Source organism: Phycicoccus elongatus Lp2 (assembly GCF_000367525.1).
Taxonomy (GTDB): domain Bacteria; phylum Actinomycetota; class Actinomycetes; order Actinomycetales; family Dermatophilaceae; genus Phycicoccus_A; species Phycicoccus_A elongatus.
Map to the genome: position 1 here is coordinate 724854 of NZ_HF570956.1, position 22733 is coordinate 747586.

The 22733-nt window shown below is 69.7% G+C and carries 18 protein-coding genes; 12 read left to right on the forward strand and 6 right to left on the reverse strand.

Features of this window, described 5'->3' with window-relative positions; all coding sequences use genetic code 11:
• The 9 genes from BN10_RS03480 to BN10_RS03520 all read left to right on the forward strand — a co-directional run.
• A partial coding sequence (locus BN10_RS03480) for a molybdopterin-dependent oxidoreductase (RefSeq protein WP_040750893.1) occupies window positions 1-735 on the forward strand: 735 nt, incomplete at its 5' end.
• Window positions 732-2120 (forward strand): NADH-quinone oxidoreductase subunit NuoH, encoded by a 1389-nt coding sequence (gene nuoH, locus BN10_RS03485; RefSeq protein WP_010849777.1) that lies wholly within the window; start codon window positions 732-734, stop codon window positions 2118-2120. The genes BN10_RS03480 and nuoH, both read left to right, overlap by 4 nt.
• The gene (nuoI, locus tag BN10_RS03490; protein WP_010849778.1) at window positions 2113-2808 is read left to right on the forward strand and encodes an NADH-quinone oxidoreductase subunit NuoI; all 696 of its coding nucleotides are present in this window, start codon (window positions 2113-2115) and stop codon (window positions 2806-2808) included. Before nuoH ends, nuoI begins: the two co-directional genes overlap by 8 nt.
• Window positions 2805-3584 (forward strand): NADH-quinone oxidoreductase subunit J, encoded by a 780-nt coding sequence (locus tag BN10_RS03495; RefSeq protein ID WP_010849779.1) that lies wholly within the window; start codon window positions 2805-2807, stop codon window positions 3582-3584. The genes nuoI and BN10_RS03495 overlap by 4 nt, the downstream gene beginning before the upstream one ends.
• Entirely contained in the window at window positions 3581-3880 is a 300-nt protein-coding gene (gene nuoK, locus BN10_RS03500) for an NADH-quinone oxidoreductase subunit NuoK (protein WP_010849780.1), read from the forward strand. Before BN10_RS03495 ends, nuoK begins: the two co-directional genes overlap by 4 nt.
• A gap of 11 nt (window positions 3881-3891) precedes the next feature.
• Window positions 3892-5820 carry an NADH-quinone oxidoreductase subunit L gene (gene nuoL, locus BN10_RS03505; protein ID WP_010849781.1) on the forward strand — a complete coding sequence of 643 codons (1929 nt, stop codon included), beginning with the start codon at window positions 3892-3894 and terminating at the stop codon, window positions 5818-5820.
• Window positions 5820-7361 carry an NADH-quinone oxidoreductase subunit M gene (locus BN10_RS03510; protein ID WP_010849782.1) on the forward strand — a complete coding sequence of 514 codons (1542 nt, stop codon included), beginning with the start codon at window positions 5820-5822 and terminating at the stop codon, window positions 7359-7361. The genes nuoL and BN10_RS03510 overlap by 1 nt, the downstream gene beginning before the upstream one ends.
• Entirely contained in the window at window positions 7361-8926 is a 1566-nt protein-coding gene (gene nuoN / locus BN10_RS03515) for an NADH-quinone oxidoreductase subunit NuoN (protein ID WP_010849783.1), read from the forward strand. Before BN10_RS03510 ends, nuoN begins: the two co-directional genes overlap by 1 nt.
• Complete coding sequence (locus BN10_RS03520) at window positions 8923-9966, forward strand: polyprenyl synthetase family protein (RefSeq protein ID WP_010849784.1); 1044 nt, start codon at window positions 8923-8925, stop codon at window positions 9964-9966. Before nuoN ends, BN10_RS03520 begins: the two co-directional genes overlap by 4 nt.
• A gap of 18 nt (window positions 9967-9984) precedes the next feature.
• On the opposite strand, the gene BN10_RS03525 is transcribed toward BN10_RS03520, so the two are convergent.
• The 6 genes from BN10_RS03525 to BN10_RS03555 form a co-directional block, all read right to left on the reverse strand.
• The gene (locus tag BN10_RS03525; RefSeq protein WP_010849785.1) at window positions 9985-10332 is read right to left on the reverse strand and encodes a type II toxin-antitoxin system PemK/MazF family toxin; all 348 of its coding nucleotides are present in this window, start codon (window positions 10330-10332) and stop codon (window positions 9985-9987) included.
• A 151-nt stretch (window positions 10333-10483) separates the two neighbouring features.
• Window positions 10484-11770, reverse strand: coding sequence for an MFS transporter (locus BN10_RS03535; protein WP_010849787.1), 1287 nt, complete (start codon window positions 11768-11770; stop codon window positions 10484-10486).
• 98 nt (window positions 11771-11868) lie between these two features.
• The gene (locus tag BN10_RS03540; RefSeq protein WP_198013998.1) at window positions 11869-12426 is read right to left on the reverse strand and encodes a hemerythrin domain-containing protein; all 558 of its coding nucleotides are present in this window, start codon (window positions 12424-12426) and stop codon (window positions 11869-11871) included.
• A gap of 175 nt (window positions 12427-12601) precedes the next feature.
• Window positions 12602-13558: an EamA family transporter RarD gene (gene rarD / locus BN10_RS03545; protein ID WP_010849789.1), complete on the reverse strand. Its 957-nt coding sequence runs from the start codon at window positions 13556-13558 to the stop codon at window positions 12602-12604.
• A 142-nt stretch (window positions 13559-13700) separates the two neighbouring features.
• Entirely contained in the window at window positions 13701-14795 is a 1095-nt protein-coding gene (locus tag BN10_RS03550; protein ID WP_010849790.1) for a 2-oxoacid:ferredoxin oxidoreductase subunit beta, read from the reverse strand.
• On the reverse strand, window positions 14792-16654 hold the full coding sequence (locus tag BN10_RS03555; protein WP_010849791.1) for a 2-oxoacid:acceptor oxidoreductase subunit alpha: 1863 nt from the start codon (window positions 16652-16654) through the stop codon (window positions 14792-14794). Before BN10_RS03555 ends, BN10_RS03550 begins: the two co-directional genes overlap by 4 nt.
• A 123-nt stretch (window positions 16655-16777) precedes the next feature.
• Here BN10_RS03555 and BN10_RS03560 point away from each other — a divergent pair, with 123 nt between their 5' ends.
• From BN10_RS03560 to BN10_RS03575, 3 genes are all read left to right on the forward strand, one after another.
• Complete coding sequence (locus BN10_RS03560; RefSeq protein ID WP_010849792.1) at window positions 16778-17146, forward strand: NADH-quinone oxidoreductase subunit A; 369 nt, start codon at window positions 16778-16780, stop codon at window positions 17144-17146.
• 240 nt (window positions 17147-17386) lie between these two features.
• Window positions 17387-21292 (forward strand): Pls/PosA family non-ribosomal peptide synthetase, encoded by a 3906-nt coding sequence (locus BN10_RS03570; protein WP_040752422.1) that lies wholly within the window; start codon window positions 17387-17389, stop codon window positions 21290-21292.
• The gene (locus tag BN10_RS03575; protein ID WP_010849794.1) at window positions 21282-22595 is read left to right on the forward strand and encodes a M1 family metallopeptidase; all 1314 of its coding nucleotides are present in this window, start codon (window positions 21282-21284) and stop codon (window positions 22593-22595) included. The genes BN10_RS03570 and BN10_RS03575 overlap by 11 nt, the downstream gene beginning before the upstream one ends.
• Window positions 22596-22733: the final 138 nt, after the last annotated feature.

Consider the following 22733-nt stretch of genomic DNA (forward strand, 5'->3'; position numbering starts at 1 on the left):
GCTGCCCGCGCCGGCGCGATCGACGCCCTCGTCGTCGGCGGGGTCGACCCGCTCGACCTCGGCGTGGCCGACGCCGGCGCGGCGCTCGCGACCCCCTTCGTGGTGAGTCTGGAGATCCGGCCCTCCGCCGTGACCGCGCACGCCGATGTCGTGCTGCCGGTGGCTCCGATCGCGGAGAAGGCGGGGACGTTCGCCAACTGGGAGGGCCGGACCCGGTCCTTCGAGACGGCGACACCGACCAACGCGGTCTCGGACTATCGCGCGCTGGACATGCTGGCCGACGCGATGGGCGAGTTCTTCGGCGCACGCACGGCCGCAGAGGTTCGCGCCGAGATGGAGTCCCTGGGTGCCTGGAGCGGCGAACGCCCCGCGGCGCCGGCCGTCGACGCCGAGCCGGTGCGCGATGTCGCCGCTGGTCAATTGGCGCTGGCGACCTGGCGACACCTGCTTGACCGTGGGTCCCTGCAGGACGGCGAGCCCTATCTCGCAGGCACCGCGCCCCGGGCCACCGCCCGGATCAGCACGACCACTGCCGAGGAACTCGGACTGGTCGACGGTGAGGAGGTCGTCGTCGGCCTCGCGGACGGCACCGAGGTCACCGTCCCGCTGTCCGTCACCGAGATGGCCGACCGGGTGATCTGGTTGCCGACCAACTCGCGCGGTTGCGACCTACGCGCCGCTCTGGCGGCGCCTGCCGGCGACCGAGTGACCGTCACGAAGGGAGGGGTGGCATGAGCGCCCTGCTGACCGTCGCCCACGGCATACCGGCCCTCTTGGCCGAGGGCAAGGACAACCCGAGCGCCGACTTCAGTGACACTCCACTGTGGATCACTGTCATCAAGGCGCTGTTCATCTTCGTCTACCTGCTGGTGTCGACCCTGATCGTCATCTGGTTCGAGCGGCGCGTCATCGGTCGCATGCAGCAGCGTCCGGGCCCGAACCGCAATGGTCCCTTCGGCCTCCTGCAGTCGCTCGCGGACGGTATGAAGTCGATGCTCAAGGAGGACGTGCGCCCCAAGGCGGCCGACGCCCTCGTCTTCACCATCGCCCCGCTCATCACTGCGACGATGTGCTTCATCGCCTTCGCGATCATGCCGATGGGCGGTGAGGTCAACCTCTTCGGTCACCGCACTCCGCTCCAACTCACGGACACCCCGGTCGCGGTGCTGCTGGTGCTCGCCATCGCGGGCGTGGGGATCTACGGCATCGTGCTCGCCGGCTGGTCCTCCGGCTCGACCTACCCGCTGCTCGGTGGCCTGCGTGCGAGCGCTCAGATGATCTCCTATGAGATCGCCATGGGGCTCTCCTTGGTCGCCGTCTTCCTCTACTCCGGCTCGATGTCGACCTCGCAGATCATCGGCGCGCAGAAGAACCTGTGGTTCATCGTCCCGGCGTTCTTCAGCTTCTTCGTCTACGTCATCACGATGACCGGCGAGACCAACCGCCTGCCCTTCGACCTCGCCGAGGGCGAGGGTGAGATCGTCGGTGGCTACTTCACCGAGTACTCCGGTATGCGGTTCGCGATGTTCTTCCTCGGCGAGTACATCAACATGTTCACCGTCGCCGCCCTGGCCACCACGATGTTCCTCGGTGGGCCGCTGGCGCCTCCTGGCATCGCTGCGATCAACGACGGCATGTTCAACGAGGGCTGGTGGGGCCTGCTCTGGTTCACCATCAAGCTCTGGCTGTTTATGTTCATGTTCGTCTGGCTGCGCGGCTCGCTGCCTCGTGTCCGCTACGACCAGTTCATGAAGTTCGGGTGGAAGTTCCTCATCCCGGCCACCCTCGTCTGGGTGGTCCTCGTCGCCTTCTTCCGCGGCGCCCAGAACGGCTGGCTCGGCGAGGGCGGGGTCAACTTCTTCGGCCGGACCTTCCCGGTCGCCTCGCTCGCCCTGGTCGGCGTGGTCGCGGTCGGTGCCCTCATCGTCGGCTGGTGGTGGGACAGCCGGGCAGCCGCCAAGGAGGCCGCTGCGGCCGACGCCCCGCAGTCATCCATCGATCCGTTCGCCGGTGGTCATCCCGTGCCGCCGCTGCCCGGCCAGACGCTGGCCGAGCCGACCCGGACAGCGGCCGCGATCCGTTCCGAGGCCGTCACCGACAAGGAGGCCATCCGTGGCTGACGCCAAGCCGACCCCCGCCACCGGGGAGGGCAAGTCCGGAAGTTTCCTGGGTGATCTCTTCGCCCCCATCGCTGGCTTCGGAGTCACCTTCTCGACGATGTTCCGCAAGGTCGCCACCGAGGAGTATCCCGAGGTCAAGCGCCCGACCGCGCCCCGTTTCCACGGACGGCACCAACTCAACCGCCACCCCGACGGCCTCGAGAAGTGCGTCGGGTGTGAGTTGTGCGCGTGGGCCTGCCCGGCCGATGCCATCCTCGTCGAGGGTGCCTCCAACAACGACGCGACGGGGGAGCGGTACAGCCCCGGTGAACGCTATGGGCGCGTCTACCAGATCAACTACTTGCGGTGCATCTTCTGCGGCTTGTGCATCGAGGCCTGCCCGACACGCGCCCTGACGATGACCAACGAGTACGAACTGGCCGACAGCAGCCGCGCCGAGTTGATCTTCACCAAGGACCAACTGCTCGCCCCCCTCCAGAAGGGCATGCTCCAGCCGCCCCACCCGATGGCCGACGGCATGGAGGAGCGCGACTACTTCCTGGGCAAGGTCACCCAGGCCACGCCCGCCCAGCAGGAGTGGGTCGAGACCTACGGCGTCGACGACCCGGCCGCGGCGGGCGCCCCGGCGGCCAAGCACCGCACCGCGCCCGGCGCCGGTGTCACGCGCGGAAAGGGAGTCGACCGATGAGCAATGCTCCCGGCACCGGTGAAGCCGTCCTCTTCTGGATCCTCGGCCCGCTCGCCGTCCTCGGGTCCCTGGGCCTGATCTTCGCGAAGAAGGCAGTCCACGCCGCCCTCGGCATGGCGCTGACGATGATCATCCTCGGCATCTTCTACATCGCGCAGGATGCGCACTTCCTCGGCGTCATCCAGGTCTTCGTCTACACCGGCGCCGTGATGATGCTCTTCCTCTTCGTGCTCATGCTCGTCGGTGTGGACTCCTCCGACGGTCTGCTCGAGACCCTCAAGGGTCAGCGTCTGGCGACCGCGGTCCTCGTCCTGGGTCTGGGGGGTCTGTTGACCGCGGCGCTCGGCTCGGTCACCTACCCGGAGCCGGCCGGGGTCAAGTCGATCAACGAGGAGACCGGCAACGTCTCGGCGATGGCCGAACTGATCTTCGGTCGTTACGTCTGGGTCTTCGAGGTCACCTCAGCCCTGCTGATCACGGCCGCCCTCGGCGCCATGGTCCTGGCCCATCGCGAGCGACTGGGCAAGGGCCGCAACCAGCGCGACTGGAGCAAGCGTCGGGTGCTGCGCGGCGAGTATGTCGCCGGCCTGCCGGCCCCCGGTGTCTATGCCCGGCACAACGCGGTCGACACCCCGGCCCTGCTCCCCGACGGCACGCCCACCCCGCTGTCGGTGTCCCGCGTCCTCACGGCTCGTGACCAGGTCACGACGCCGGAGCGCTACGTCGAAGCAGAGGACCGAATCGCCGGCCAGATCGAGGAGGACTCGTCACGATGAGCCTGGTCAACTACATCTACCTGGCCACGATCCTGTTCTGCATCGGGGGAGCCGCGGTGCTGACCCGCCGCAACGCGATCATCGTGTTCATGGGCGTCGAGTTGATGCTCAATGCCGCCAACCTCGCCTTCGTCACCTTCGCGCGGATGCACGGCAACATCGACGGGCAGACCATCGCGCTCTTCGTCATGGTCGTGGCCGCCGCCGAAGTCGTCGTCGGGCTGGCCATCATCATGGCGATCTTCCGCGCCCGCCGCTCGGCCTCGGTCGACGACGCGAACCTGCTGAAGCTGTGAGGAGCAACGGCGTGCACACACTCATCCAGTCGCTGGCGACCGAGGGCGCCGCAGCCACCGAAGGTGGCCACGCGGCATACGCCTGGTTGCTCATCGCCCTGCCGGCGCTCGGCGCGGCGATCCTCCTGCTCGGAGGGAAGCGCACCAACAAGTTCGGCCCCGCCCTCGCGACCGGCCTGTCCTGGGCCAGCTTCGCCGTCGGCGCGGTCATCTTCGTCACCATGCTCGGCCTGGGCGCCGAGGAGCGGGCTGCGCACGCAGAGCTGTGGAACTGGATCCCGGCCGGGCAGTTCCAGCTCAGCGCCGGCCTGCTCGTCGACCAGTTGTCGATGAGCTTCGTCCTGCTCATCACCTTTGTCGGGTCGCTGATCCACGTCTACTCGCTGGGCTACATGGAGCACGACCCGGACAAGCGCCGGTTCTTCGCCTACCTCAATCTCTTCGTCGCCTCGATGCTCGTGCTCGTCCTGGCCGACTCCTACCTCCTCCTCTTCGTCGGTTGGGAGGGTGTCGGTCTGGCGTCCTACCTGCTCATCGGCTTCTGGAACCACAACCCGGCGTATGCGACCGCGGCCAACAAGGCCTTCTTCGTCAACCGGGTCGGTGACCTCGGGCTCTCGATCGCGATCATGATGATGTTCGCGACCTTCGGGAAGGTCGACTTCGCGTCGGTCAACGCGGGCGTCGACGGCGCCTCCACCACCCAGCTCACCGCGATCGGCCTGCTGCTGCTCGTCGGTGCCTGCGGCAAGTCGGCCCAGTTCCCGTTGCAGTCCTGGCTCGGTGACGCGATGGCCGGCCCGACCCCGGTGTCCGCGCTCATCCACGCGGCGACCATGGTCACCGCCGGCGTCTACCTCGTCGTCCGCTCGCACGCGATCTTCGAGGGCGCCCCGAACGCCCAACTCGCCGTCGCGATCGTCGGTGCGATCACCTTGCTCTACGGCGCGATCGTCGGCTGCGCCAAGGACGACATCAAGAAGGCGCTCGCCGCCTCGACGATGTCGCAGATCGGCTACATGATGCTCGCCGCCGGCCTGGGCCCGATCGGCTACGCCTTCGCGATCTTCCACCTGCTCACCCACGGCTTCTTCAAGGCCGGGATGTTCCTGGGGGCCGGGTCGGTCATGCACGGCATGAACGACCAGGTCGACATGCGCCGCTTCGGTCGCCTCTCCGGCGCCATGAAGGTCACCTGGGTGACCTTCGGGCTGGGCTGGCTCGCGATCCTGGGCATCCCGCCCTTCGCCGGCTTCTGGTCCAAGGACAAGATCATCGAGTCCGCCTTTGCCGTCGGCGGCACGCGCGGCTGGATCCTCGGCCTGGCCACCCTCATCGGCGCCGGCATCACCGCTTTCTACATGTCCCGCCTCTTCTTCATGACCTTCCATGGCAAGGAGAAGCGCTGGACCGACGGGCAGCACCCGCACGAGTCGCCGGCGACGATGACCGTCCCGATGATCGTGCTCTCGATCGGGTCCGGTCTGCTCGGCATGATCCTCGCCTTCGCCGGCTTCGCCCAGTGGCTGCACCCGGTCTTTGGTGGCGAGGAGCACGAGGAACACACGAACTGGCCGCTCATGGCGATCACCCTGCTCGTCGTCGCTGCCGGCCTGCTGTTGGCCTACTGGCGCTACTGGCGCGAGGAGGTGCCCAAGCGGGCACCTGAGGGGAACCTGCTCACCCAGGCCGCACGCGCGGACCTCTACCAGGACGCCATCAACGAGGGCCTCTTCATGCGGCCCGGCATCCACCTGACGCGGGCTCTGGTCTTCACCGACACCAAGGGGGTCGACGCCACCGCCGGTGGCCTGGCCGCCACGATCGGTGGTTTCTCCTCCCGCCTGCGGCGCCTCCAGAACGGCTATGTCCGCTCCTATGCCCTGACGATGCTCACCGGTGTCGTCGCCGTCCTCGGTGTCCTGTGGGTGATGAACTGATGACCACGCTGCCCCTGCTCACCTTGATGATGGTGGTGCCGCTCGTCGGTGCCGTCGTCATTGCCGCCCTCCCGGCGGCGAGCGCCGCGTTGGCCAAGCCGATCGCCCTCGGGGCCTCGCTGGTCACTCTCGTGCTCGCGTGCGTCGGCTGGGCGCAGTGGGACGCGGCCGGCCCGCAGTTCCAGCTGACCGAGACCCACTCGTGGATCCCGCAATTCGGGGTGTCGTATGCCGTGGGCGTCGACGGCGTGGCACTGGCCCTCATCGTCATGGCCTGCGTGCTGGCACCGGTCTGCATCCTGGCTGCCTGGAACGACCTGGGTGAAGGTGCGGGGGAGGACCCGAAGCGGACGAAGACTTATTTCGCCCTGATGCTCTCGCTCCTGCCCTTCATGGTGGGTGTCTTCGCGGCGACGGACGTCTTCCTCTTCTACGTCTTCTTCGAGGCCATGCTCATCCCGGTGTACTTCCTCATCGGCCTGTTCGGCGGCCCGCGCCGCCAGTACGCCGCGATGAAGTTCATCCTCTTCAGCCTCGCCGGTGGCCTGGTCATGCTCGTCGGCGTCATCGCCCTCTACGTCCACGGCCCCGGTGGCGCCGACGGCTTCCTCGTCGAGAAGCTCATCGGCAATGTCGGCGGTTCCGTGGAGGCGCAGCGCTGGATGTTCCTCGCCTTCTTCATCGCCTTTGCCATCAAGGCCCCGATGTGGCCGGTCCACACCTGGCTGCCGGACGCCTCGACCGAGGCTCGACCCGCGACGGCCGTGCTGCTCGTCGGTGTCCTGGACAAGGTCGGCACCTACGGGATGATCCGCTTCTGCCTCTCGCTCTTCCCGGAGGCGAGCGCGTGGGCGACGCCGGTCATCACCGTGCTGGCGGTCATCTCCGTGCTCTACGGTGCCCTGCTCGCCATTGGCCAGACGGACATGATGCGCCTGATCGCCTACACCTCGATCAGCCACTTCGGCTTCATCGTGCTGGGCATCTTCGCGCTCACCTCGACCGCTGGTGCCGGTTCGGCGCTCTACATGGTCAACCACGGCTTCTCCACGGCCGGGCTCTTCCTGCTCGCGGGCTTCCTCATCGCCCGGCGCGGGTCGAAGCGGATTCCGGACTACGGCGGCTGGCAGCGCGTGACGCCCGTCCTGGCGGGCACCTTCCTGGTCGCCGGCCTGTCGTCGCTGGCACTGCCCGGCCTGTCCAGCTTCGTCTCGGAGTTCCTCGTGCTCGCCGGCACCTTCCAGGTCAACAAGCCGGCCGCCGTGATCGCGACCCTGGGCATCGTTCTCGCGGCGCTCTACATCCTGCTCATGTACCAGCGCATCTTCACCGGTCCCAAGCCGAACTTCACCGACAGGACGGCGCCACTGGACCTGTCCTGGCGGGAGAAGGCCGTCGTCATCCCGATCATCGCGAGTTTCCTCGTCCTCGGGTTCTACCCGAAGCCGGTCCTGGACCTCGTCAACCCCGCGGTCAAGCAGACGATGGACATCGTCGGCGCCTCTGACCCGGCCCCGACCAACGCTGGGAGTGCCAAGTGATGTCCGCCGCGGTTCCGGCCGTCTTCGAGGCCGTCAAGGTCGACTACGCCGCCATCGCCCCCATGCTGGTCGTCGTCGGTGGCGCACTGATCGGGGTGCTCGTGGAGGCGGTCGCTCCGCGCTCGACCCGTTACGGCGCCCAACTGGTTCTCACCCTCGCCACGATCGCCGCGGCCCTCGTGGCGCTGTTCGTCTGGGCCGTCCCGCACAAGGCCGTCACGCTCGGGCAGTCGCTCGCCATCGACGGTCCGGCGCTCTTCCTGCAGGCCACCCTGCTCGTCTTCGGCCTGCTCGGGGTGCTCGCCATGTCGGAGCGCTTCGGCGGCAAGTCCGCCGACGCGTTCACCCCGATGGGCGCGTCCTCGCCCGGGTCCCCGCAGGAAGCAGCCGCGACACGGGCGGGATTCGCGACATCCGAGGTGTTCCCGCTGGCGCTCTTCTCGCTCTTCGGGATGCTCATCTTCGTCGCCGCGAACGACCTCATCACGATGTTCGTGGCCCTCGAAGTTCTCTCACTGCCGCTCTACATCCTCACCGGCCTGGCTCGCCGTCGTCGCCTGTTGTCGCAGGAGGCGTCGCTGAAGTACTTCCTGCTCGGCGCCTTCAGCTCGGCCTTCTTCCTCTTCGGCGCCGCGCTGCTCTACGGCTTCTCCGGGTCCTCGGACCTCAAGCTGATCGCCCGAGCCATCACCACGAACTCCTCGCAGATGAACGGTCTGCTGCTCCCCGGCGCGATCCTCGTGCTCATCGGTCTGCTCTTCAAAGTCGGCGCCGTGCCCTTCCACTCGTGGACGCCGGACGCCTACCAGGGTGCGCCCACACCGATCACCGGCTTCATGGCGGCGGCGACGAAGGCGGCTGCCTTCGGCGCGATCCTGCGGATCGCCTACGTCGGCCTCGAGGTCTCGCGTTGGGACTGGCGGGTCGGGGTGGGCCTCATCGCGGCCGCCACGATGATCGTCGGCGCTGTGTTGTCGGTGACCCAGACCGATGTCAAGCGGTTGCTCGCCTACTCCTCGGTCGCCCACGCAGGCTTCATCCTCGTCGGCCTGCTGTCCTTCGACGGCAACGGCATCGCAGGCGTGATGTTCTACCTCGTCGCCTACGGTCTGGCCACTCTGGCCGCGTTCGCGATCGTGGCGATGATCCGCCAGGGCGGGTCCGAGGCAACCCACCTCTCGCAGTGGGCCGGCCTCGGTCGCAAGCACCCCGTCGTCGCCGGCATCTTCGGCCTGCTCCTGCTCGCCTTCGCCGGCATCCCGCTGACCTCGGGCTTCACGTCGAAGTTCGCGGTCTTCGCACCGGCGATTCACAGCGGCGGCACCATGGGTGTGCTTCTCGTCGTCATCGGTGTGCTCGCCAGCGCGGTCACGGCATACGTCTACTTCCGCATCATCGTCCTCATGTACTTCACGCAGGCACCCGAGGACGATGTCGTGGCATTGACCCCGTCGGTCGCCACGACGATCGTCGTCACGGTGGGCGTGCTCGCCACCCTCCTGCTCGGCATCGTCCCGGGCCTGCTGCTCCAGCTGGCCCAGGACGCCTCCACCTTCCTCCTGTGAGTGTGAGCCAGGTCGTGGCGCCCGGCTCGCCCGAGCGAGTGTCCGGCACACCGTCGGTGTTGGCGCTGCCCGGAGCCTCCGAGGAACTGAGGGTCACCCTCACGCAGGGTCTGGCCGCAGTCAATGCGTTGCTGGAGAGGCGGATCGACCACGCTGACCCCTTCATTGCGCAGGCCTCTGGTCATTTGGCGGCCGCCGGCGGTAAGCGCTTCCGGCCGCTGCTGACGATTCTGGCGTCCGAGCTCGGCTCGGGCGTGAACGACCAGGTGGTCGCGGCCGCCACCGGCGTCGAACTGACCCACCTCGCCTCGCTCTACCACGACGACGTCATGGACGAGGCGGACGTGCGCCGTGGAGCGCCGAGCGCCAACGCGGCATACGACAACTCCACGGCGATCCTCGTCGGTGACCTCCTCTTCGGGACGGCCTCCGACATCGTCGCGGACCTCGGCCCGGAGGCGGTCAAGATCCAGGCCCAGACCTTCATCCGGCTCTGCGCGGGCCAGATCCGCGACGACCGGCCGGCGCCGGCCGATGCCGACCCGCTCGAGTACTACCGAGGCGTGCTCGCCGACAAGACGGGTGTGCTCATCGCGACGGCCGCGCGGTACGGCGCGATGTTCGGCGGGTGCCCGCCCGAGGTCGTCGAGACGATGCGCGTCTACGGCGAGCACCTGGGCATGGCCTTCCAGCTCGCCGACGACCTCATCGACATCGCCAGCGACGCCGAGGAGACCGGCAAGACTCCGGGCACCGACTTGCGCGAGGGCAAGCGCACCCTGCCGGTGATTCACGCCCTGGCCTCCACGGATCCGGCCGATGATCGCCTCAAGGCGCTACTGGTCGGTGACCTCTCGAACGATGCCGACCTGGCCGAGGCGCTCACCCTCCTGCGGGCGCACCGCGCGATGGACCTGGCCCGCGAGGAAACCTATGCCGTGGCTCGGCACGCGCAGGAGATCCTCGACCCGCTCCCCGACTCCGACGCCAAGGCCGCCCTGCAGGCCCTTGCCCTCGGCGTCGTCGACCGCGTCGGCTGAGCGGGTCACGAGACCCGCTCAGAGCGCGAGGTGAAGCCTCAGCGCATCGTCCAGTGACGCCATGAGCGCACCGCTCAGCCTGCTGATCGGTGGCCCCAACCGGGAAGAGTCGAGGGCGCGCACCTGCTCGGCCTGTGCCTTGCTGTCGTGCGGAAGACCGGTGTCCCCGGACGGCAGGAGGACCTGGAACGGGTGGACCTTCAGGGTCTGGCTCGTCAGCGGGACGACGGTGACGACCCCGCGGCCAAGGGTGCGAACCGCGCCATTGAGTCCGTCGTTACTGACGATCACGACCGGCCGTCGTTGGTTGGCCTCGGATCCACGATGCGGTTCGAGGTCGGCATACCGGATCTCACCTCGCCTCACGCGTTGAGCCCGTCCCCCGAGGTCTTGTCCCACGCAGCGGCATCAGGCGACGCCTCCCACTCCTCGATGGCCTCGAGATAGGCCGCCTCGAGCTGGGAGCCGCGCAAGTGGGTGATGGCGCGTTGGATGGCTTGGCTCCGCCCCGGTTCGGTCAGGTGGCGACAGTCATGGGGCGCTTGCGGATCGAGAGGGCCAGGCCCACCGAGATGAAGCACAGTGCCGCGGCGAGCAGCCACGCCGAGTGATAGCTGCCCGACGCCGTGCGGATCCAGCCGGCGATGCTCGCGCCGATGCCGGCGCCGACCATGTGGGCGCAGAACACCCAGCCGAAGACCATGCCCGAGTCCTTGATGCCGAAGTGCTGGCGGCACAGGGCGACCGTCGGCGGCACGGTGGCGACCCAGTCCAGGCCATAGAAGACGATGAACACCCACATCCCCGGCTCGACGTGCGGCGCCAGGACGGCGTCGATGGCGAGCAGCGACAGCCCGCGGCCGCCGTAGTAGATGGCGAGCAGCACCCGCGAGTCCATCCGGTCGGTGAGCCAGCCCGAGGCCACGGTGCCGAGGACGTCGAAGATGCCGACCAGGGCGAGCAGGCCGGCGGCCGTCGTCTGGGCCATGCCGTGGTCGTGGGCGGCGGGGATGAAGTGCGTCTGGATCAGGCCGTTGGTCGACCAACCGCACACCCAGAAGGTCAGGACGAGCGCCCAGAAGGCCCACGACCGCGAGGACTGGCGCAGGACGCGGATCGCGGCCCGCGCGGGGGACTCGGTGGTCGCGGGCGGCGCCTCCACGGCATACCCCTCGGCCACCCCGTAAGGGAGCATGCCGCGGTCGGCGGGCTGGTCACCGAGAAAGAGCCAGATGAGGAGGGACATGAGCAGGGCGAGACCGACGGTGACGTATGCCGCGGAGCGCCATCCGTGGTGTTCGGCGGCCCAGGCGATCGCGGGCAGGAAGATCAGCTGGCCGGTGGCGTTGGCCGCCGAGAAGACGCCCATGACCAGGCCCCGGTGGGTGTGGAACCACCGGTTGGCGACGATGGCGCCGAAGACGAGGGCCATGGCGCCGGTGCCGATGCCGATGACGAAGCCCCAGAGCAGCCAGAGCTGCCACGGGGCGGTCATGAAGGTGGTCGCCAGGCTGGCCAGCCCCACGAGGAGCAGGGACAGCGTGACGACGCGCCGCGGACCGAAGCGCTCCATCACCGCGGCAGCGAAGGGCGCTGCCAGGCCGTAGAGCACCAGGTTGAGCGAGACCGCGCCGGAGGTCGTGGCGCGGGTCCACCCGAACTCGGACTCGATCGGCTCGATGAGCACCCCGGTCGAGGAGCGGAAGGCGGCCGCGGCGACGAGGGCGCCGAGGGTGACGGCGGCGACGGTCCACGCCGGGTGCCAGCGCTGGCCGGTGCGTGGAGTGCGGGTGTCGATCGCCATGCGCAGAATGATCGGTCATCCGTGGCGGTCGGGGCGAGCCGTGTCGACGTCGTGAGACCTCAAGAACCCCCCAACCTCAGGCACGGGGGGAGCGGGTGTCACTCCTCCTCTGACTCGCCCTCCGGGGGCAGTAGCCCCCCGCGTTCGGCGCGAGCCACGATGCGCCGCAGCGAGGCCTCGGCGCCGATGTGGTCGGCCAACCCCTTGGAGCGCGCCGCGCAGAAGACCTTGCCGAGGTCGGCGCGGGCCTCGACTCCCAGGTCCTGGTCGGCGTCGCGCAGGATGCTCTGCTCCTCCTCGGCGATGTGGTGGCTCATCGCCTTGGTGACCTCCTCCACGGCGTCGTCGAACTTCTGGGTGTCCAGGCCCTTGCACTCCCAGAGGGCGAGGATCGCGGCGTTGAGCTCGGCGTGCTCCTCCTCGCCGTGCTCTGCCTCGTGGGCCGTGATCGTCCGGCGGCGCTGCAGGCTGGTGTAGACGTGCTGCTCCTCGGCCTCGCCGTGCGCGAGGACGACGTCGGCGAAGCAGGCACGCAGGACCTCGCGGTTGGCGACGTCGAGGCGGAGCTCACGCAGGAGCGCCTCGAAGAGGCGGTGGTCGTCGAGGATGAGCTGGACGATGTCGCCGGTGACCGGCTCGGGGACGTGGGGGATCATGGCTCCCATTCAAGGGCACGCGTGGGGTCGCGCGGGGGGATCGCTGCCGACTTCCCTTGCGTCCGGCAAAAGGGTTGGTGTGTGCTCGCCGCGCCGGACGTTGCGCACGGCCTTCTCGTTGTGTCCGGCGTTGTGGTTGAAATGCCGTCCACTTGCCGGACGTTGCGAGTCGCCCTCAGGGCTCGGGGTCCTCGAGGTCGGTCCGGGCGACCTGGGCCCGACCAGCGCGAGCGGAGCGCAGTGAGTCGAGGGTGAGCAGCGCGAGCGCCACCCAGACGATGCCGAACCCGACCCACAGGGCAGGCGCGACATGTTCACCGAGGAGCAGCACGCCACAGAGGAGCTGCAGCACCGGCGTCATGAACTGCAGCAGGCCGATGGTCACCAGCGGCACCCGGCGGGCGGCGGCGGCGAAGAAGAGCAGCGGTATGGCGGTGACGATCCCGGCCGAGAGGACAAGCCCCGTGTGCACGCCGCCGTGCCGTCCCAGGGTCGGGGTGCTCGCGACCTCCAGCCACGCGAGGATGCCGACCGCGACCGGTGCCAGGACGATCGTCTCGGTGGCCAGTGATTGCATCGCCGCCAGTGAGGCGCCCACGCGCTTCTTGACCAGCCCATAGGTCGCGAAGGATGCCGCGAGCACGACCGGGATCCACGGCACCACGCCACCGGCGACGGTCAGGTAGATGGCGGCGAGGGCGCCAACGCCGACGGCGGCCCACTGCAGCCGGCGCAGTCGTTCGCCGAGGACGAGCACCCCGAGCCCGACCGTGACGATCGGATTGAGGAAGTAGCCGAGCGCCGCCTCATAGGTGCGTCCTGACACGACCGCGAGGATGTAGACGACCCAGTTGACCGCGATGACGAGGGCGGCGACCGTGAGGCCGCCCAGGAGTCGCGGGTTGCGCAGGGTGGTCCGCATCCACCCCCAGTCGCGCCGGATGGTCAGGATGAGCCCACAGAACGCCAAGGTCCAGACGATCCGGTGGGCGAGGATCTCCCACGGGCCGCTGGGCTTGAGGGCGTGGAAGTAGAGCGGGAAGGTCCCCCAGATGGCGTAGGCCGCGGCGCCGTAGAGCGTCCCCTTGCGCAGCTCCGCGTCGGCCGAGGCGGCGGCAGGCGGCTGGGTCACCGGCCGAGCGTACGCCTGAGGTGCGGCACACGCGCGAGGCGTCCGCGCGGCATACGGACCTGGGGTCACAAATGGGGCGGCAGGCGGCGGGAAGCGGCCGCATCCGACGTACCTGGTGTCACAAATGGGGCAGGGCGCAGCGTCAGGCGACGGTCCAGGAGTCGTTCCCGCGCAGCAGCGCGTCGAGGTCGGCATCGCCCGCCGGTCCGCCCGCGACATCCTGGGCCCCGTCGACCTGGGCCCGCACGAGGTCGTCGTAGGACGGTCGCTCGACCTGCCGGAAGATCCCCATCGGCACGTGCGTCATGTCGGCCGTGTCCAGCCGCGAGAGGGCGAAGGCCTGGCTCGGGTCGGCGGCGCCCGGCTCATGGATGACGTATGCCGCGGGGTCGGCTTCCGCTTCCGGCACGAAGACGAGGCCGCCGTCCGTGCCCCGGACCAGGACCTTGCGCTCCTCCTCGGTGCCGACCGTCACCGGCTCACCGGCACGCAGCCGCACGAGACGGGCCTCCTGCTGGGTGCGGTCCTTGATCAGGTCGAAGGCGCCATCATTGAAGATCGGGCAGTTCTGGTAGATCTCGACGAGCGCGGTGCCGCGGTGCTGGGCCGCCGCCTTGAGGATGGTCGTCAGCTCGGCGCGGTCGGACTCCATGGCGCGCGCGACGAAGGTCGCCTCCGCACCCAGGGCCAGCGACACCGGGTTGAAGGGTTGGTCCACCGACCCCATCGGCGTCGACTTGGTGACCTGCCCGACCTTGGAGGTGGGGGAGTACTGGCCCTTGGTCAGCCCGTAGATCTGGTTGTTGAAGAGCAGGATCGTCAGGTTGACGTTGCGCCGCATGGCGTGGATGAGGTGGTTGCCGCCGATCGAGAGGGCGTCGCCGTCACCGGTGACGACCCACACGGACAGGTCGGGGCGGGCGGTGACCAGGCCGGTCGCGATCGCCGGCGCGCGTCCGTGGATCGAGTGCATGCCATAGGTCTCGACGTAGTACGGGAACCGCGAGGAGCACCCGATGCCGGAGACGAAGACGACGTTCTCGCGCTTGAGCCCGAGCTCGGGCAGGAAGCCCTGGACGGTGGCGAGGATGACGTAGTCGCCGCAGCCCGGGCACCAGCGCACCTCCTGGTCGGAGGTGAAGTCCTTCTTGGTCTGCTTGGCGGCGTCGGCCGCCAGTGCCGGCACCCCGGCCAGGCCGTTGGCCAGCAGCTGGGGCATCCCGAGGTCGATGGTCATGCGAGCTCCTCGATCGCCGCGGTGATGACGTCGGCGAGTTCGGTTGTCGTGAAGGGGAGTCCGCGCACAGCGGTGTGCGACCGGACGTCCACGAGGTATTTCGCGCGCAGCAGCAGCGCGAGCTGGCCGAGGTTCATCTCCGGGACGATGACCCGGTCGTATGCCGCGAGCACCTCACCGAGGTTGGCCGGGAACGGGTTGAGGTGGCGCAGGTGGGTGCGGGCAACAGCGTGTCCGGCCTTGCGCGCGGCCCGGACGGCGGCCGCGATCGGGCCGTAGGTCGAGCCCCACCCGAGCATGAGCACCCGCGCGGACCCCGACGGGTCGTCGACCTCGAGGTCGGGCACGGTCACTCCGTCGACCTTGGCCTGGCGCAGCCGCGTCATCCGGTCGTGGTTGTCGGGGTCGTAGGAGATGTTGCCGGTGACGTCGGCCTTCTCGATGCCGCCGATCCGGTGCTCCAGCCCCGCCGTGCCGGGGACCGCCCACGGACGGGCCAGCGTCTCGGCGTCGCGCTGGTAGGGGTGGAAAACCCGGTTCCCCTGTGCGTCAACCCCATTGGGCTCGGTGGCGAACTCCACCTCGAGCGCGGGCAGCGAGGAGACCTCGGGCACCAGCCACGGCTCCGAGCCATTGGCGAGGTAGCCGTCGGAGAGCACGAAGACGGGCGTCCGATAAGTCGTCGCGATCCGCACCGCCTCCATCGCCGCGTCGAAGCAGTCGCTCGGGGTCTGCGGCGCGACGATCGGCACCGGCGACTCGCCGTTGCGCCCGAACATCGCCTGCAGCAGGTCGGCCTGCTCGGTCTTGGTGGGCAACCCGGTCGAGGGCCCGCCGCGCTGCACGTCGACGATGACGAGCGGCAGCTCCAAGGAGACTGCCAGCCCGATCGTCTCGGACTTGAGCGCGACACCGGGACCAGAAGTCGTCGTGACCCCAAGTGCCCCACCGAAACTCGCGCCCAGCGCCATGCCGATGCCGGCGATCTCGTCCTCGGCCTGCATCGTCGTCACGCCGTGGCGCTTGAGGGACGAGAGCGTGTGCAGGATGTCGGAGGCCGGGGTGATCGGATACGACCCGAGCACCAGCGGCAGGCCGGACCGGTGAGAGGCGGCGACCAGCCCGAGCGCCAGCGCGGCATTGCCGGTGATGTTGCGGTAGGTGCCCGCCGGCATCGGAGCCGGCCCCACGGCATACGCGGAAACGAACTCCTCGGTGGTCTCGCCGTAGGCCACGCCGGCGGCGAGCGCCTTGAGGTTGGCGGCGAGGATCTCCGGCTTGGAGCCGAACTTCTTGGCGAGGAAGTTCTCGGTCGCGTCGGTGGGGCGGGAGTACATCCAGGAGAGCAGACCGAGCGCGAACATGTTCTTCGCGCGCTCCTTCTCCTTACGGGTGAGGTCGAAGTCGGCCAACGCCTCGACGGTCATCGACGTCAGCGGCAGGCCGTGGACGTGCCACGACTCCAGCGACCCGTCCTCGAGGGGGTTGGCGGCATACCCGACCTTGGCAAGGTTGCGGGTCCCGAACTCGTCGGTGTTGGCGATGATCGTCGCCCCCCGGGGCACGTCGGCGAGGTTGGCCTTGAGCGCGGCAGGGTTCATCGCGACGAGCACGTCGGGGGCATCCCCGGGGGTGAGCACGTCGTGATCGGCGAAGTGCAGTTGGAAACTCGAGACGCCGGGGAGGGTGCCCTGGGGGGCGCGGATCTCGGCCGGGAAGTTGGGCAGGGTCGACAGGTCGTTGCCCATCGCGGCGGTGTCGCTGGTGAAGCGGTCGCCGGTCAACTGCATGCCGTCGCCGGAGTCCCCGGCGAAACGGATGACGACTCGGTCGATCGACTCGACGGTCTTGCTGCTCAACGGATCACCTGGACCTGCGGGGGGTGCTGCCCCCGGGGCCGGAGGCGTTCAATCCATCCTACGACCGCGCTTAGGCCACCCTTGGTAGGCGTTCCGAGGACTGACCATCGCTAGGCTTCGCCCATGACCGGCACCTCGGGCTATGTCGTCGTCACGGCGGTGATCCTCGCGGGGATCCTCCTCGTGACCGCGGGCATGACCGCGCGTCGGCTGATCGCCCCCCGGGCCGCGACCCCGGCCAAGCTCACCACCTACGAGTCCGGCGTCGACCCGGTCGGCGTGGGCTGGGCGCAGAGCCAGATCCGCTACGTCGGCTTCGCCTTTCTCTACGTCGTCTTCGCCGTCGACGCCGTCTACCTCTTCCCGTGGGCGCTCGTCGTCCGCCATCCGAACCTTGGCCTGCGCTCCCTTGTCGAGATCGGCGTCTTCATCGCGATCCTTGTTGTCGGCCTGGTCCACGCCGCTCGCCGCGGCCTGCTGCGCTGGGACTGAGCCCCGCGGCATACCGGCTGGGCACGGGGGTCGCCACCACACGGGTCGGGGCCGGACGTGTGGTGGCCACACCTGCCACGACCGCGTGTCGGACGCGCGGCCTGGGCGACCTCCCGACGACGTTCTCGAGGTGCCGGAGCGGGTCGCGCAGGAGATCGCCACGCACTTCGGCTGAGGTGGGCGAGCCGGTCGGTGCCGGGACGACACCTGCCGTTCACCCATCTGCGGGAGAATGCCCGCGTGCCGATCTCCCCGTTGCTCCTGCGCGCCGATGAGGCCCCCGAGCCGCGCACACTCGTCGACATCTTTCGGGCGACCGTTGCCGCCCATCCGGACACTCTGGCGCTCGACAACGGCCGCGAGACCCTCACGTATGCCGCGCTCGCCGACGCCGCCGATGACATCGCGGATGCCCTCGTCGCCGTCGGGGTCGAGCGTGGCGATCGGGTCGGCGTGCGGATCCCCAGCGGCACGACCGATCTCTACATCGCAATTCTCGGCATCCTGGCCGCCGGTTGCGCCTATGTGCCGGTCGACCACGACGACCCTGACGAGCGGGCCAGGGTCGTCTTCGGGGAGGCCGGCGTCGCCGCGGTCGTGACGGCGGACCTCGTCGTGCGGGCCACCGCCGGCACCATCCCGGATTCCGGAGTGCGGGAGGACCCCGACCTGACCGACGACGCCTGGATCATCTTCACCTCCGGCTCGACCGGCACGCCCAAGGGCGTGGCCGTCACGCACCGCAACGCCGCAGCCTTCGTCGACGCCGAGTCGCTGATGTTCCTCCAAGCGGCGCCGATCCGACCCGGCGACCGGGTCATGGCCGGCCTCTCGGTCGCCTTCGACGCCAGTTGCGAGGAGATGTGGCTCGCCTGGCGCTACGGCGCCTGCCTCGTGCCCGCCCCCCGCTCACTGGTGCGCTCCGGTGTCGACCTCGGTCCGTGGCTCATCGCCAACGGCATCACCATCGTGTCGACCGTGCCGACCCTCGTGCAGCTCTGGCCGCCCGATGCCCTCACCCGCGTGCGCCTGCTCATCCTCGGCGGCGAGGCCTGCCCGCCTGAGATCGGTGCCCGCCTGGCGACCCCCGAGCGCGAGGTCTGGAACACCTACGGACCCACGGAGGCCACCGTGGTCGCCTGCGGCGCCATGCTCACCGGCGAGCCGCCGGTGCGGATCGGCCTGCCCCTGGCCGGCTGGGACCTGGCCGTCGTGGACGAGTCCGGGGAGCCGGTGCCCGATGGTGAGGAAGGCGAGTTGATCATCGGAGGTGTCGGCCTCGCCCGCTACCTGGACCCCGACAAGGACGCCGTGGCGTATGCCGCGATGCCCACCCTGGGCTGGGACCGCGCCTATCGCTCGGGAGACCGGGTGCGCTTCGACGGGGTCGGGATCGTCTTCGCGGGCCGACGCGACGAGCAGGTCAAGGTCGGTGGCCGACGGATCGAGCTCGGCGAACTCGACTCCGCCCTCCTCGGCCTGCCCGGGGTCACCGGTGGGGGAGCCGCGGTCCGCCGCAGCGCCGCCGGCAACCCGCTGCTCATCGGTTATGTCACGGTCGACCCGAGCAGCTTCGATGCCAAGGCATCGGTCGAGTTGCTCCGCCGCGACCTGCCCGCGCCACTGGTCCCCAAACTGGCCGTCGTCGACGACATCCCCGTGCGGACGAGCGGCAAGATCGACCGCGACGCCCTGCCCTGGCCGCTGCCGAGCGGTGCCCTGGGGGCGGGCGCAGGCGGTGTCGCCGCGGCCTACGAAGGGACGGCGGGGTTCATCGCCGAACATTGGGAGGTGGTGCTGGGCACCGCGCCGACCTCGAGCGACGAGGACTTCTTCGACGTCGGCGGCGACAGCCTGGCCGCCGCCGAGATCATCTCGCGGCTGCGCGCGCGGTTCCCCGAAGTGACCGTCGCCGACATCTACGAGACGCCGACCCTGGCCACGCTCGCCCCGGTGCTCGATGCCATGTCCACCCCGCAGGGTCGCCTCAACCGCGATGTCGGCATCGTGCCCCGCAAGACCCAGCTCGCCCAGGTGGCCGCCACGATCGTCAACCGCTCGGTCGGTGCGCTGCGCTGGCTGGTGTGGATCGGGCTGGGCAACGCTCTCGCCCACGAGGTGATCGGTCTCCAGTGGCTGCCCCGGGCTCCGTGGTGGCTGCTCACCCTCGGGGTGCTCCTCCTGCTCACTCCACCCGGGCGGATGGCGCTGGCGGCGCTCAGCGCCCGCCTTCTCCTGCGCGGTGTCGAGCCCGGCGCGCACCCGCGCGGCGGCAAGGTCCACCTCAAGGTCTGGCTCGCCGAGCGGATCGCCGACGAGCTCGGCGCGACGAATCTCTCCGGCGCCGGCCTGATCAAGGCCTACGCCCGCGGACTCGGGGCGCGGATCGGCGCGGACGTGGACCTGCACTCGCTCCCGCCTGTGACCGGCATGCTCGATCTCGGGCCCGGCGCCTCGATCGAGCCGGAAGTCGACCTGCGTGGCCACTGGATCGACGGTGCCCACTTCATCCTCGGCCCGATCCGGGTGCGCGCCGGGGCCCGCGTCGGATCGCGCTCGACGCTCCTGCCGGGGGCCGACGTCGGCAAGCGTGCCGAGATCGCCCCCGGTTCAGCGGTTTTCGGCAATGTTCCTGCCGACGAGGCTTGGTCGGGAGCGCCGGCCGCCGCAAGTGGGACGGCCCGCGGGCCGTGGGCGGACGAGGCGCCACCGAGCCGTCCCGCCTGGGTGATCGGGTATGCCGTGACCGCCCTCGCGCTCGCCGGTCTCCCCCTTGTCGCGGCGCTCGCGGGCATCGCCTCCGTTGCGGGGCCGCTCGCCGACGCGCCATCCCTGGGTGTTCTCCTCGGCCGCGCCCTGCTCTGGCTGCCCGTCGCGGCGACAGTGGGTTTCCTCGTGCTCGCGGCCCTCGTGTTCCTCATCGTCCGACTCCTCGGACTCGGGCTGACCGAGGGCGCGCACCCCGTGCACTCGCGTCAGGCGTGGCAGGCCTGGACGACGTTGCGGGTCCTCGACGAGGCCCGCACGTGGCTCTTCCCGATCTACTCCTCGACGGTGACCCCGGTGTGGCTGCGTGCGCTGGGCGCGCGGATCGGCCCGGACGTCGAGGCCTCCACGGTGCTCCTCATCCCGCGGTTCACCGATGTCCGCGAGGGCGCCTTCCTGGCCGATGACACCCTCGTCGCGTCCTACGAGCTGGGCGGTGGGTGGCTGCGCGTCGCCGATGCCCGGGTCGGTCGGGGTGCCTTCGTCGGCAATTCGGGCATGGCCTCTCCGGGTCGCAAGGTGCCCAAGCAGGGCCTGGTCGCCGTGCTGTCCGCCGCTCCCAAGCGCACCAAGGCCAAGGCCGGCACGAGCTGGTTGGGATCGCCCCCGCAGCGTTTGCGTCGTGAGTCCGCGGACACCGACGCCACGCGCACGACCGCGCCCCCGGTGCGGCTGCGTGTGGCGCGCGCCCTCGTCGAGCTGGCGCGGGCAGTGCCGGTCTGGCTGCACCTGGCCCTCGTCGTCCTCGCCGCCGCGACCCTCGAGTGGCTCTGGCTGCGATCCGGCTGGCTTGCTGTGCTCCTCGGCGGGGTCGTGCTGGTGGCGGTCGGCGGGGTCGGGGCAGCCGTGGCGACGGTGGCCAAGTGGACCCTCATCGGCAAGGTGCGCCCGGGTAACCATCCGCTGTGGAGTTCCTTCATCTGGCGCAACGAGCTCGCCGACACCTTCACCGAGGTCATCGCCGCTCCGTGGTTCGCGCGATCCCTCACGGGCACGCATGTCCTCAATGCGTGGTTCCGCACCCTCGGAGCCAAGGTCGGGCACGGCGTCTGGTGCGACACCTACTGGCTGCCCGAGCCCGACCTCATCGACCTGCGGGACGGCGCCACCGTCAACGCCGGGTGCGTCGTGCAGACCCACCTCTTCCATGACCGCGTCCTGTCGATGGACACCGTGACGATCGCCGAGGGTGGCACCCTCGGACCGAACTCGGTCGTCCTGCCGGCAGCCCGGATCGGTCGGTCGGCCACCGTCGGCCCGGTCTCACTCGTCATGCGCGGCGAGTCCGTGCCCGATCGCACCCGCTGGATGGGAAACCCGGTCGGACCGTGGCTCGACGAGCCGGCCCCGCGGCATACCCTCGACCCTGATGCGGACTGAACCGAGCGCCGACCCCTACGTTCCGGGCCACGGCGACCTGCGCTACGCGGTCGAGGAGTACGACCTCGACCTCGACTACACGATCGCCGGCAACCACCTCGCCGGGCGCACCGTCGCGCACTGTCGCACCCTCGAGGCAACCGAGGAGATCGCCTTTGACCTGTCCTCGGCGCTGCGGGTCATGTCGGTCGAGGTCACTGGCGCCACCGTCAAACGGCACGCCCACCGGGGCTCACGGCTTGTCCTGCGGTTCGACCGCCCGGTGCCGGCCGGGCACCGGCTGACCGTGACCATCGCGACCAAGGGCCACCCGCGGCCGATGCGCGGCCCGGACGGCCTCGCCGGGTGGGAGGAACTCGCCGACGGCGTCATCGTCGCCAGCCAACCGCATGGCGCCCCGAGTTGGTTCGCCTGCAACGACCGGCCGAGCGACAAGGCGGCCTATCGGGTGACAATCGCCTGTGACGCGGCCTACACGGTCTGGGGCAACGGGCGCCTGGCTGCGCGGCGCAAGGCGGGCCGCAAGACCGCGTGGACGTGGGTCCAGTCCGAGCCGATGGCCCCCTACCTCGCCACCCTCCAGATCGGTCGGTATGCCGTGCGCGAGCTCCCCGACGCGCCGATCCCGGTGCACGTGGTCGGGCCGGCACGGTTGCGCGCCGCGATGGACAGTGCCTTCGCCGACCAGGTACGGATGATCGAGGCGATGCAGGAGTGGTTCGGGCCGTATCCCTTCGCGGCGGGCTACACCGCGGTCGTCACGGACGACGACCTCGAGATCCCCCTGGAGAGCCAGACCCTGTCGACCTTCGGCGCCAACCTGATGAATCGGACCTGGGAGGCCCAGCGCCTGATCGCCCATGAACTCGCCCACCAGTGGTGGGGCAACTCGATGACGGCGCGGCAGTGGCGTGACATCTGGCTGCACGAGGGCTTCGCCTGCTATGCGGAGTGGCTGTGGTCACCGGTGGCGGGGTCGGAGTCGACGGACGCGCGGGCCCGGCACAACTGGTCGCGGCTGGCTGCCCTGCCGCAGGACCTCGTGCTCGCGGCGCCGGGGCCCAAGGACATGTTCGACGATCGGGTCTACAAGCGGGGTGCGCTGACCTTGCACGCCCTGCGGGGCGAGGTGGGTGATGACACCTTCTTCGCGATCCTCAAGGGCTTCGCTGGGCGCCATCAGCACGGCTCGGTGACGACGGCGGACTTCGAGGGCCTGGCGGCGCGGGTGACCGGACGGCGGCTGACCGACCTCTTCGACGCCTGGTTGCGCTCGCCGGCCCTGCCCCAGCTGGGTGCCTGACCCCCTCCCGCCGGGTTCGGGGCGGATGCTCAGCATCATGATGCCTGCATCCCTGAGGCGAGCCTTCGGCCGATTCCCCGGGATCCGGTGGGTCAACCCCCTGGCCTGACCGGCGTGGACGGGGTCGCCGACCCGGGT

Bases quoted from the DNA above. Each gene is read 5' to 3' on its own strand.
- BN10_RS03575 (WP_010849794.1), top strand. From the start codon at position 21,282: ATGCGGACTGAACCGAGCGCCGACCCCTACGTTCCGGGCCACGGCGAC.
- nuoN (WP_010849783.1), top strand. From the start codon at position 7,361: ATGTCCGCCGCGGTTCCGGCCGTCTTCGAGGCCGTCAAGGTCGACTAC.
- nuoK (WP_010849780.1), top strand. From the start codon at position 3,581: ATGAGCCTGGTCAACTACATCTACCTGGCCACGATCCTGTTCTGCATC.
- nuoH (WP_010849777.1), top strand. From the start codon at position 732: ATGAGCGCCCTGCTGACCGTCGCCCACGGCATACCGGCCCTCTTGGCC.
- BN10_RS03560 (WP_010849792.1), top strand. From the start codon at position 16,778: ATGACCGGCACCTCGGGCTATGTCGTCGTCACGGCGGTGATCCTCGCG.
- BN10_RS03540 (WP_198013998.1), bottom strand. From the start codon at position 12,426: ATGATCCCCCACGTCCCCGAGCCGGTCACCGGCGACATCGTCCAGCTC.
- BN10_RS03510 (WP_010849782.1), top strand. From the start codon at position 5,820: ATGACCACGCTGCCCCTGCTCACCTTGATGATGGTGGTGCCGCTCGTC.
- BN10_RS03535 (WP_010849787.1), bottom strand. From the start codon at position 11,770: ATGGCGATCGACACCCGCACTCCACGCACCGGCCAGCGCTGGCACCCG.
- BN10_RS03550 (WP_010849790.1), bottom strand. From the start codon at position 14,795: ATGACCATCGACCTCGGGATGCCCCAGCTGCTGGCCAACGGCCTGGCC.
- BN10_RS03495 (WP_010849779.1), top strand. From the start codon at position 2,805: ATGAGCAATGCTCCCGGCACCGGTGAAGCCGTCCTCTTCTGGATCCTC.